A 10,197-nucleotide genomic window follows, 5' to 3' on the forward strand; every position below is an offset into this window, starting at 1 on the left:
CTTGATTATAGCTTTTGTGGCTGGTCTCCTATCTTGTTTTATTTCTTTGATTATGACCTTTTTTGTTGTGGTTCGGACCCTCATTTTGGGTAATCCGACATCAGGTTGGACCTCTCTGATGGCTGTCATCCTCTTTCTTGGAGGTATTCAACTCTTGACCATTGGGATTCTTGGCAAGTATATCAGTAAGATTTATCTAGAGACCAAAAAAAGACCACTTTATCTTATCAAAGAAAAAAGTGACCTTCCTGATTTTACAGAAAAAAATAGAGAGAAAAGACTATAATTTTACATGGAAATATGCTAAACTAGAAGGAGTGGATTACCGCCATTGATTTAGGCTTCCTGGTTTCTGATCAGGGCGCGAGTTGGGCAATTTTTAACGGCCTCTAAGACGTCCTGACTAGGAGAAATTTCTTTTTCTAGTTGATCAGGGTCATCGTAAAAGCGCACGATTCCATTATCGTGATAATCAAATAAATCAGAATAAGTTTGGCAAAGCCCACAGGCGATACATCGTTCAGGTATAAGTGTGATTTTCATATTTATATTGTAATAAGAAAAGTAAAAAAAAACAAGGAGTAAGGTATGGCAAAAGAACCGTGGCAAGAAGATATTTATGAAAATCAGGAAGAAACAAGATCAGGCCGTCGTTCTAGATCACAGGGTGGGGGAGTTATAGCTAACCGTATCTTGACTATTTTAGCTAGTATTTTCTTTGTAATTGTGGTGGTGATGATTATTGTTCTTATCTATCTGTCATCGGGTGGGAGTAATCGCACAGCAGCCTTGAAAGATTTTTACGATTCAGATACAAAAGTAGAGCAAGTTTCTTCTACTTCTAGTAGTAGTTCAGAGGAGAAGGTAGAAGAGTCATCTAGTAGCTCAGAACATCCAACAGATCCAGAAGGAACGACAAAAGTCTTAGCTGGAGAAGGAGAAGCAGCCATTGCAGCTCGTGCTGGGATTTCGATTGCTCAGTTAGAGGCCTTAAATCCTGGACATATGGCTACAGGATCTTGGTTTGCTAATCCAGGTGATGTTATAAAAATAAAATAGGAGCCGATATGAAAACAATTCAAATTGCTATTGACGGTCCTGCTTCAAGTGGCAAGAGTACGGTCGCAAAGATTATTGCCAAGGATTTTGGATACACCTATCTAGATACAGGTGCTATGTATCGTGCAGCGACCTACATGGCTCTCAGGAACCAGTTAGGAGTTGAACAAGTTGAAGAACTCTTAGACTTATTGGACCAGCATCCAATCAGCTTTGGACGTTCAGAAGCTGGAGAACAGCTTGTCTTTGTAGGAGATGTGGATATTACCCATCCTATCCGTGAAAATGAAGTGACCAATCATGTTTCAGTTGTTGCGGCAATTCCTGAAATTCGTGAGAAACTAGTTTCTCTCCAACAAGAAATTGCCCAACAAGGCGGTATTGTCATGGACGGTCGCGATATTGGGACTGTTGTATTGCCACAAGCAGAATTGAAAATTTTCCTAGTAGCTTCGGTAGATGAAAGAGCAGAGCGCCGTTACAAGGAAAATATTGCCAAGGGAATTGAGACAGACCTTGAAACCTTAAAAGAGGAAATTGCTGCGCGTGACTACAAGGATAGTCATCGTGAGACTTCGCCTCTCAAACAAGCAGAGGATGCTGTCTACCTTGATACAACCGGCTTGAACATTCAAGAAGTAGTTGAAAAAATCAAAGCAGAAGCTGAAAAAAGAATGTAAATGTAGAAAAGCCGATAGATTGATATCGGTTTTTTCTAAATTTGTCAAAATGCTGATTTTAGGGTATAATAGTTGCTGTTCGAGAAATTTTTATTTTCAAAGAATAGTGAATGATGATAAGGAGAAACTATGAAAAACTTACCAAATTGCCCAAAATGTAACTCAGAGTATGTCTACGAAGACGGTGCCCTACTGGTTTGCCCAGAGTGTGCTCATGAGTGGAATCCTGCTGAAGTTGCAGATGTAGAAGAAGGCCTTGTTGCTATCGATGCCAACGGAAATAAATTGGCTGACGGTGATACTGTAACTCTCATCAAGGACTTGAAGGTAAAAGGTGCGCCAAAAGATTTGAAACAAGGGACGCGCGTGAAAAATATCCGCATCGTAGAAGGCGATCACAATATCGACTGCAAAATCGATGGCTTTGGTGCCATGAAACTTAAATCAGAATTTGTGAAGAAAATTTAAACATGTCAAAGAACTATAAATTTGTATTTTATAGCCGTATCTTCTTGTTTCTAGCGGCTTTTACGGGAGTTTATCTTGAAATCGCCAAGCATGGTGGATTTGGGATGCTTCTCTATTATACGGTTCTGTCTAACCTCTTAGTAGCGATTTTTACGCTCTATCTCCTAAAGGTTATGAGCCGTTTAGGTGAAAACTGGCAAAGGCCAAGTCTCTTGCGCTTAAAAGGTGGGGTCACCATGAGTATCATGATTACCTGTGTGATTTACCATTTCCTCTTGGCGCCCATTGCAACTAATTTCTATACTCTAGAAAATTTCCTTTGCCACTATATCGTTCCCCTCTGGTTTTTAGCAGATACCCTCTTGTTTGACAAACAGGGACAATATAAAATCTGGGATCCAATTGTGTGGACGATTTTACCCTTGCTTTATATGATTTTTGCTCTTTTTAATGGCTTGGTACTGAAACTAGATGTTCCTAATTCTAAGGTCAGTCCCTTCCCGTACTTCTTTTTGAATGTGAACAAGGGTTGGGATGTTGTGTTCAAGTGGTGTCTGATTATCTTTGTTGCCTATATGGTGGCAGGATTTATCTTCTACTTTATTAAGCAAATCAAGAGAAAGTCATCCTAATACTCTTCGAAAATCTTTTCAAACCACGTCAACGTCCATCTGCAACCCCAAAACAGTGTTTTGAGCAACCTGTGGCTAGTTTTCTAGTTTGCTCTTTGATTTTCATTGAGTATAAGACACAAGGGATTCATTTTCTAGTTTAAGAAGGAGTCTATATACCAATGAGACTTCTTCTTTTCTTGATTGTTTGATAAGTATCAAAAAGTAGAAGATTAAGAAAAATATAGAAAGAGATTTCATGAAACAATTTTTAGAACGGGCCAGTATTTTGGCTCTCTCCCTCGTTTTGATTACATCCTTTTCCATCTCGAGTGCCCTGCCAGCCATGTTTGACTATTATCAAGGCTATCCTAAAGAACAAATTGAGCTCTTGGCGAGCTTGCCTTCCTTCGGGATCATGATTATGTTATTACTAAATGGTTTCTTAGAAAAAATCTTTCCTGAGCGTTTACAGATTAGTTTGGGCTTGCTGATTTTATCACTCAGCGGGACGGCTCCCTTCTGGTATCAAGCCTATCCTTTTGTCTTTGGAACACGGATTCTTTTTGGCTTGGGCGTTGGTATGATCAATGCTAAGGCCATTTCCATTATCAGTGAACGATATCAAGGGAAAACGCGAATTCAGATGCTAGGGCTACGCGGTTCCGCAGAGGTCGTTGGGGCTTCTCTCATTACCTTGGCAGTTGGCCAGTTGTTGGCCTTTGGTTGGACAGCTACCTTCTTAGCCTATAGTGCTGGATTTTTGGTGCTGACCCTTTATCTGCTCTTTGTCCCTTATGGAAAGGAAAAGAAAGAAGTCAAGAAAAAAGAGAAGGAAGCAAGTCGCTTAACTCGGGAAATGAAAGGCTTGATTTTTATCCTAGCTATTGAAGCAGCAGTGGTAGTTTGTACCAATACGGCTATTACCATTCGTATTCCAAGTTTGATGGTGGAAAGAGGACTTGGAGATGCCCAGTTATCTAGTTTTGTGCTTAGTATCATGCAGTTGATCGGGATTGTGGCTGGTGTGAGTTTTTCTTTCTTGATTTCTATCTTTAAAGAGAAACTGCTCCTCTGGTCTGGCATTACCTTCGGCTTAGGGCAAATTGTGATTGCCTTGTCGCCATCCTTGTGGGTGGTAGTGGCAGGAAGCATTCTGGCTGGCTTTGCCTACAGTGTAGCCTTGACGACGGTCTTTCAACTTGTCTCTGAAAGAATTCCAGCTAAACTCCTCAATCAAGCCACCTCATTTGCGGTTTTAGGCTGTAGTTTTGGAGCCTTTACGACCCCATTCGTTCTAGGGGCAATTGGCTTGCTAACACAAAATGGGATGTTGGTATTTAGTATCTTAGGATGTTGGTTGATTGTAACCTCTATCTTTGTCATGTACCTACTTCAAAAGAGAGCTTAGGATTGGTTTCCTAAGTTTTTCTTTTGAGTTTTTTGTACCCAGACAATATTTATTTTAGAACCTTGTCTACAGATTAATTTCTTGATAGAATAGAAGTTATGACGAGATATAAAGCAACTATTTCCTATGATGGTTATGCCTTTGCTGGTTTTCAGCGCCAGCCTCATGCGCGTAGCGTTCAGGAGGAAATTGAAAAAACCTTGACTAGATTGAATAAGGGGCAAGCCATTACTGTTCACGGTGCTGGTAGGACAGATAGTGGGGTTCATGCCCTGGGACAGGTCATTCATTTTGACTTACCCTATCAGATGGATGAGGAGAAGCTCCGTTTTGCTTTGGACACCCAGTCTCCTGAAGATATTGATGTGATTTCGATTGAGCTTGTGGAAGATGATTTTCATTGCCGTTATGCCAAGCATAGCAAGACCTATGAGTTTATTGTGGATAGAGGACGTCCCAAAAATCCTATGCGCCGTCATTATGCCACTCACTTTCCCTACCCACTTGATGTGGAACGGATGCAGATTGCAATCAAAAAGCTAGAGGGAACCCATGATTTTACCGGTTTTACAGCCTCTGGGACTAGTGTAGAGGATAAGGTTCGCACCATCACAGAAGCTAGTTTAACAGTTGATGAGACAGGCCAGTTTTTGACTTTTACCTTTTCAGGAAATGGTTTCTTGTATAAGCAGATTCGCAATATGGTGGGGACTCTTCTCAAAATCGGCAACAACCGCATGCCAGTAGAGCAGATTGACTTGATTTTGGAGAAAAAAGACAGACAGTTTGCAGGACCCACTGCAGCACCAAATGGTTTGTATTTAAAGGAGATTCGTTATGAAGAATAATCGTATTTTAGCACTTTCTGGAAATGATATTTTTAGTGGTGGTGGTTTGTCTGCTGATTTGGCTACCTATACCTTGCACGGCTTGCATGGCTTTGTAGCAGTGACTTGTCTGACAGCCTTGACAGAAAAGGGCTTTGAGGTCTTTCCAACTGACGATTCTATTTTTCAACATGAATTAGATAGCTTGCGTGATGTGGAGTTTGGGGGAATTAAGATTGGTCTTTTACCAACTGTCAGTGTGGCTGAGAAGGCCTTGGACTTTATCAAACAACGCCCAGGAGTGCCTGTGGTATTGGATCCTGTCCTGGTCTGCAAGGAAACGCACGATGTAGCTGTCAGTGAACTCTGCCAAGAGTTGATTCGCTTTTTCCCTCATGTCAGTGTGATTACGCCTAATCTCCCAGAAGCAGAATTATTAGCTGGTCAGGAAATTAAAACCTTGGAAGACATGAAGGCTGCAGCGCAGAAATTACATGCCTTAGGAGCACCAGCAGTCATTATCAAGGGAGGCAATCGCCTTAGTCAGGACAAGGCTATGGATGTCTTTTATGACGGACAGACCTTTACAGTCCTAGAAAATCCCGTTATCCAAGGCCAAAATGCTGGTGCAGGTTGTACCTTTGCCTCTAGCATTGCCAGTCACCTAGTCAAAGGTGATGAACTTTTACCAGCAGTAGAAAGCTCTAAGGCTTTCGTTTATCGTGCTATTGCACAAGCAGATCAGTATGGAGTGAGACAATATGAAGCAGACAAAAACAACTAAAATCGCCCTTGTATCCCTCTTAACCGCCCTTTCTGTGGTTCTAGGTTATTTCTTAAAAATTCCAACACCTACAGGCATTCTAACCCTTTTAGATGCGGGTGTCTTCTTTGCAGCTTTCTACTTCGGTAGTCGTGAAGGGGCTGTAGTCGGAGGACTAGCAGGTTTCTTGATTGACCTCTTATCAGGCTACCCTCAGTGGATGTTCTTTAGCTTGGTCAACCATGGCTTGCAGGGATTTTTCGCAGGATTTAAAGGAAAAACTCAGTGGTTAGGCCTTATCTTAGCAACGATTGCCATGGTAGGGGGCTACGCCTTGGGTTCTACTTTGATGAATGGCTGGGCAGCAGCCCTACCAGAAATCTTACCAAATTTCATGCAAAATATAGTAGGGATGATAGTAGGATTTATTCTTAGTCAAAGTATCAAGAAGATTAAGTAAAGAGGTTGAGTCAAAAATCTTTCAAATAAGAAAAACGCATAGTATCAGGTGTTGAAAAACCTTGATACTATGCGTTTTATTGTGGGAATATTTTTATACTCTCCGAAAATCTCTTCAAACCACGTCAGCTTCACCTTGGATTATATATGTTACTGACTTCGTCAGTTCTATCCACAGCCTCAAAACAGTGTTTTGAGCTGACTTCGTCAGTCTTATCTACAACTTCAAAGCAGTGCTTTGAGTAACCTGCGGCTAGCTTCCTAGTTTGCTCGTTGATTTTCATTGAGTATTAAATAATTTTAATCAAAATAAAGTAAATCTTTGCTGGTGCTAGTAAAGAGGTCAAATCCATCCTTAGTGACAACACCGCAGTCTTCGATACGGACACCAACTTTACCAGGGATATAGATACCTGGTTCAACAGAGAAGCACATGCCTTCTTCGATGACCATGTCGTTTCCTTCCATGATAGATGGAAATTCGTGGACATCCATACCGATACCGTGACCGAGACGGTGGTTGAAGTACTCGCCGTAACCAGCTTTTTCGATGACCTCACGGGCAGCGCGGTCTACTTCATGGGCAGTCACACCTGGCTTGATAAAGTCAAGAGCAGCTTGTTGGGCTTCAAGAGTCAAGTTGTAGATATCTTTCTTGAATTGGTCTGGCTTACCGACAGCGACTGTACGCGTCATATCTGACGCATAGCCATTGACTAGAACACCCAGGTCAAAGAGGAGAAGTGCATCGTTTTCAACCTTATTAGCTGCTGGAATGCCGTGTGGATTTGCAGCATTATCACCAGTTAAGACCATGGTATCAAAGCTCATTTCATAACCTTCACGTTTCATAGCAAAGTCGATTTGGGCAATGATATCTGTCTCCGTCTTATCAAGAGAAATATTGTCAAAACCAACATGAACAGCTTTGTCCGCATAGAGACCTGCAACCATCATTTTTTGCACTTCGTCAGCTGATTTGATGAGACGCATGCGTTGGATGCGAGGAGTGAGGTTTTCAAACTCAGCTGTTTCAAAGACAGTTTTTAAACCATGGTATTTGGTCAAGATAAGATTATCAAATTCGACAGCGACACGTTTGAAGTCAAGTTGTGGAAGAGCATGTTTCATTTTTTGCCATGGATTTTCAGAATCCACATAGCCCACAACTGGGAAGGAAACAGTGTTGCTTGCACGCTCAACCTCAAGGGCTGGGACAAAGAGGAGCGGTTCTTGATCCGCTAGGACAAAAAGGAACATTTGGCGTTCATGAGGATCACTGTAAAAGCCAGTGAGGTAATTGATTGTGACGGGGTCAGATACGACAGCGACGTCTAGTTTTTCTGATTCAAGATATGTTACGATTTGTTGTAATTTAGACATATGCTACCTTCTTTCTACCCCTCTATTTTGGCAAAAAAAGAGAGAAAATGCAAGGGAGAAGGGTAATACTCTTCGAAAATCTCTTCAAACCGCGTCAACGTTGCCTTGCAGTAGATATATGTAACTGACTTCGTCAGTCTTATCTACAACCTCAAAACCGTGTTTTGAGCTGACTTCGTCAGTTCTATCCACAACCTCAAAACCGTGTTTTGAGCAACCTGCGGCTAGTTTCCTAGTTTGCTCAGTATAAAAGAAAAGACAAAAAGAACTTCGACAAGATGTAAAGTTCTTTGATATAGTTTCATTTTGTTTAAGAAAAGTCTGCCTTGCTTTTGACGTCACTGTATTCTTCAGCGATTTCTTGGCTGAGAATGTCCTCATAGGCAGGGAGTTGAATGTCCTGACCGTATTTTTTCTTGAGAGCAGTGGTGACTAGGCGATAAGCTAGATTGGCATTACGAGAGAGGATAGGCCCGTGGAAGTAGGAACCAAAGACATTCTTATAATGAACCCCTTCGCCGACTTTTTCTTCGTTATTTCCATTTCCATAGACAACCTGTCCCAGTGGTTTTTGGTCATCAGATAGGAAGGTACGGCCCTGGTGATTCTCAAATCCATAGTAGGTTTCATTGAAATCTTCATTGTGAATCTTGATGTCACCGATAAAACGGTTATTGGTCTGGTTGAGGGTGTAGTGGCCCATGACACCGAGCCCTTCGATGCGTTTTCCTGAAGCTTCAACATAATATTGGCCCAATAGTTGGAAACCGCCACAGATAGCGAGAACCACACCGTCGTTTTGGATGTAGTTGTCAATGCTATCTCTTTTAGCAGGTAGGTCGTCTGCAATAATACTTTGTTCAAAGTCTTGACCGCCACCGAAAAAGGCAATGTCGTAGTGGTTTTCATCAAAATCATCATGGAGAGAAACGATGTCAACCGTCACATGTGCACCCAGTTTTTCAGCCACATACTTGAGCATGAGGATGTTTCCATTGTCCCCGTAGGTATTCATGAGGTTTCCATAGAGGTGGGCAATGTTGAGCTGATAGGGGAAATTGCCAGCTTTTGAGGAAAGTGAAGTATAAACCATTAGTTCATCTCCTTTCTAACAATCTGACGACTAGCCAGCAGTTCGCGGAATTCAAGCATAGCAGTATAGGTAGCTAGGATATAGGCATGTTTGCAGTCTTGGTTCTCAATGGTCTTGAGAACTTGTTCCAGATTGATTGTTTCAGTGATTTTTTCAGCTGGATAGCCTGTTACTCGTAGACGACGAGCAATTTCAGAATGACGAACACCGCCAGCGTTAATTTCTGGAATATCCATCTCAGTGATTTGTTCAAAATCAGCATCCCAGATCCAGCTAGTATCAATACCGTCTGCATAGTTAGCATTGAGGAGGACTGATAGGCTAAATGGATAAGGAGCTAGTTTAATCATCTCGATAGCTTGAGTTGCACCGACTGGATTTTTAATCAAGACAAGAGTACATTCCTTGTCACTGATATGGAAGGTTTCTTGGCGTCCAAAGACAGCACGGCTCTTATCAAATCCCTGCTTGATTAGTTGTGAATCTGCGCCGAGGAAACGGGCGATGGCAACTGCAGCTAGTGCGTTATAGATATTGTAGAGACCACCGATTTGGATACCGTATTCTTGTCCGTCAATGACAAAGCGAGAGCGATTGTTGGTCAACTCAACCAATTCTGTCAAGCGATAGTCGAGATCAGGACGTTTACATCCGCAGCCTTCACAGATATAGGCACCCAAGTTTGCATAGGTATTATGCTCGTATTTGAGGATACCTTGACAGTCAGGACAGAGAATCCCTTCGGTATTGTAGTGAGCCAGTTGGGCTGGTCCTTTCTCCAAGTCAAAACCAAAATACTGTACAGGATTTGGAATAGCTGGCTTGTAGAAAAGTGGACTGTCTCCATTAAGGAGGACAGTAGCCGTAGGCACCTTACGAATGGCATCCAAAATCATCTTATAAGTTGTGTAAATCTCACCATAACGGTCCATCTGGTCACGGAAAATATTAGTAATGACAAAAAGACTTGGCTGGATATAGTCACAGATACGAGATAGACTGGCTTCGTCGATTTCTAGGACGGCAATGTTTTTCCCAGTTTTAGAGGATTTAGCAGTCAAGAAGGTTGTCGCAATTCCTGTGATCATGTTGGCACCGCTTGGGTTAGTCAGCACTTGACCATAAACCTCTTTTAAAATGCCGACAGTGAGGGCAGTTGTCAAGGTTTTTCCGTTGGTTCCAGTGACCACGACAATCTCGTAGTTCTTAGCTAGGTTTTGTAAAATATCTTTATCAAATTGAAGGGCGACTTTCCCTGGGAGCGTACTTCCACGGCCAAGACGGCTCAAAACGAAGTGGGAAGAACGCCCAGCAAGAAGGCCCAAAGTAGTTTTTAATTTCATGTTTCTATTATATCATAAAAGAGGGAAAAGACAGATTTGATACTCAATGAAAATCAAAGAGCAAACTAGGAAGCTAGCCGCAGGCTGTACTTGAGTACGG

At 41.9% G+C, this 10,197-nt stretch carries 13 protein-coding genes and 1 pseudogene; 9 read left to right on the forward strand and 5 right to left on the reverse strand.

Annotated elements, in window-relative coordinates; translation table 11 throughout:
* Positions 1-286: pseudogene (locus ADI86_RS05260) on the forward strand (glycosyltransferase); the annotation flags it as partial.
* 50 nt (positions 287-336) lie between these two features.
* Here ADI86_RS05260 and ADI86_RS11095 read toward each other — a convergent pair.
* Positions 337-543 (reverse strand): ferredoxin, encoded by a 207-nt coding sequence (locus ADI86_RS11095; RefSeq protein ID WP_001824692.1) that lies wholly within the window; start codon positions 541-543, stop codon positions 337-339.
* Positions 544-588: 45 nt separating this feature from the next.
* Here ADI86_RS11095 and ADI86_RS05265 point away from each other — a divergent pair, with 45 nt between their 5' ends.
* From ADI86_RS05265 to ADI86_RS05300, 8 genes are all read left to right on the forward strand, one after another.
* The gene (locus ADI86_RS05265) at positions 589-1,059 is read left to right on the forward strand and encodes an SAG1386/EF1546 family surface-associated protein (RefSeq protein WP_049532066.1); all 471 of its coding nucleotides are present in this window, start codon (positions 589-591) and stop codon (positions 1,057-1,059) included.
* Between the two features lie 8 nt (positions 1,060-1,067).
* On the forward strand, positions 1,068-1,739 hold the full coding sequence (cmk, locus tag ADI86_RS05270; protein WP_049532067.1) for a (d)CMP kinase: 672 nt from the start codon (positions 1,068-1,070) through the stop codon (positions 1,737-1,739).
* A gap of 129 nt (positions 1,740-1,868) precedes the next feature.
* Positions 1,869-2,207, forward strand: coding sequence for a zinc ribbon domain-containing protein YjdM (locus ADI86_RS05275; RefSeq protein WP_049532068.1), 339 nt, complete (start codon positions 1,869-1,871; stop codon positions 2,205-2,207).
* A 2-nt stretch (positions 2,208-2,209) separates the two neighbouring features.
* A complete protein-coding gene (locus tag ADI86_RS05280; RefSeq protein WP_049532069.1) occupies positions 2,210-2,839 on the forward strand; it encodes a Pr6Pr family membrane protein in 630 nt (209 codons plus the stop codon).
* A 238-nt stretch (positions 2,840-3,077) separates the two neighbouring features.
* Positions 3,078-4,229 carry an MFS transporter gene (locus ADI86_RS05285; protein ID WP_049532070.1) on the forward strand — a complete coding sequence of 384 codons (1,152 nt, stop codon included), beginning with the start codon at positions 3,078-3,080 and terminating at the stop codon, positions 4,227-4,229.
* Between the two features lie 98 nt (positions 4,230-4,327).
* Positions 4,328-5,077 carry a tRNA pseudouridine(38-40) synthase TruA gene (gene truA, locus ADI86_RS05290; protein WP_049532071.1) on the forward strand — a complete coding sequence of 250 codons (750 nt, stop codon included), beginning with the start codon at positions 4,328-4,330 and terminating at the stop codon, positions 5,075-5,077.
* A complete protein-coding gene (locus tag ADI86_RS05295) occupies positions 5,067-5,840 on the forward strand; it encodes a bifunctional hydroxymethylpyrimidine kinase/phosphomethylpyrimidine kinase (RefSeq protein WP_049532072.1) in 774 nt (257 codons plus the stop codon). The genes truA and ADI86_RS05295 overlap by 11 nt, the downstream gene beginning before the upstream one ends.
* A complete protein-coding gene (locus tag ADI86_RS05300) occupies positions 5,818-6,279 on the forward strand; it encodes an ECF transporter S component (protein WP_049532073.1) in 462 nt (153 codons plus the stop codon). Before ADI86_RS05295 ends, ADI86_RS05300 begins: the two co-directional genes overlap by 23 nt.
* Before the next feature lie 130 nt (positions 6,280-6,409).
* Here ADI86_RS05300 and ADI86_RS12225 read toward each other — a convergent pair whose 3' ends face one another.
* The 4 genes from ADI86_RS12225 to murT form a co-directional block, all read right to left on the reverse strand.
* Entirely contained in the window at positions 6,410-6,562 is a 153-nt protein-coding gene (locus ADI86_RS12225) for a hypothetical protein (protein ID WP_241486541.1), read from the reverse strand.
* A 16-nt stretch (positions 6,563-6,578) separates the two neighbouring features.
* On the reverse strand, positions 6,579-7,661 hold the full coding sequence (locus tag ADI86_RS05305; RefSeq protein ID WP_049532074.1) for a M24 family metallopeptidase: 1,083 nt from the start codon (positions 7,659-7,661) through the stop codon (positions 6,579-6,581).
* A gap of 310 nt (positions 7,662-7,971) precedes the next feature.
* Entirely contained in the window at positions 7,972-8,754 is a 783-nt protein-coding gene (gatD, locus tag ADI86_RS05310; protein WP_049532075.1) for a lipid II isoglutaminyl synthase subunit GatD, read from the reverse strand.
* A complete protein-coding gene (gene murT, locus ADI86_RS05315) occupies positions 8,754-10,097 on the reverse strand; it encodes a lipid II isoglutaminyl synthase subunit MurT (RefSeq protein WP_049532076.1) in 1,344 nt (447 codons plus the stop codon). Before murT ends, gatD begins: the two co-directional genes overlap by 1 nt.
* Between the last annotated feature and the right edge of the window lie 100 nt (positions 10,098-10,197).

Source organism: Streptococcus pseudopneumoniae, assembly GCF_001074975.1.
Lineage (GTDB): Bacteria > Bacillota > Bacilli > Lactobacillales > Streptococcaceae > Streptococcus > Streptococcus pseudopneumoniae_D.

Coding starts and splice junctions, on each gene's coding strand:
- ADI86_RS11095 (WP_001824692.1), bottom strand. CDS start 543: ATGAAAATCACACTTATACCTGAACGATGTATCGCCTGTGGGCTTTGC.
- ADI86_RS05265 (WP_049532066.1), top strand. CDS start 589: ATGGCAAAAGAACCGTGGCAAGAAGATATTTATGAAAATCAGGAAGAA.
- cmk (WP_049532067.1), top strand. CDS start 1,068: ATGAAAACAATTCAAATTGCTATTGACGGTCCTGCTTCAAGTGGCAAG.
- ADI86_RS05275 (WP_049532068.1), top strand. CDS start 1,869: ATGAAAAACTTACCAAATTGCCCAAAATGTAACTCAGAGTATGTCTAC.
- ADI86_RS05280 (WP_049532069.1), top strand. CDS start 2,210: ATGTCAAAGAACTATAAATTTGTATTTTATAGCCGTATCTTCTTGTTT.
- ADI86_RS05285 (WP_049532070.1), top strand. CDS start 3,078: ATGAAACAATTTTTAGAACGGGCCAGTATTTTGGCTCTCTCCCTCGTT.
- truA (WP_049532071.1), top strand. CDS start 4,328: ATGACGAGATATAAAGCAACTATTTCCTATGATGGTTATGCCTTTGCT.
- ADI86_RS05295 (WP_049532072.1), top strand. CDS start 5,067: ATGAAGAATAATCGTATTTTAGCACTTTCTGGAAATGATATTTTTAGT.
- ADI86_RS05300 (WP_049532073.1), top strand. CDS start 5,818: ATGAAGCAGACAAAAACAACTAAAATCGCCCTTGTATCCCTCTTAACC.
- ADI86_RS12225 (WP_241486541.1), bottom strand. CDS start 6,562: ATGAAAATCAACGAGCAAACTAGGAAGCTAGCCGCAGGTTACTCAAAG.
- ADI86_RS05305 (WP_049532074.1), bottom strand. CDS start 7,661: ATGTCTAAATTACAACAAATCGTAACATATCTTGAATCAGAAAAACTA.
- gatD (WP_049532075.1), bottom strand. CDS start 8,754: ATGGTTTATACTTCACTTTCCTCAAAAGCTGGCAATTTCCCCTATCAG.
- murT (WP_049532076.1), bottom strand. CDS start 10,097: ATGAAATTAAAAACTACTTTGGGCCTTCTTGCTGGGCGTTCTTCCCAC.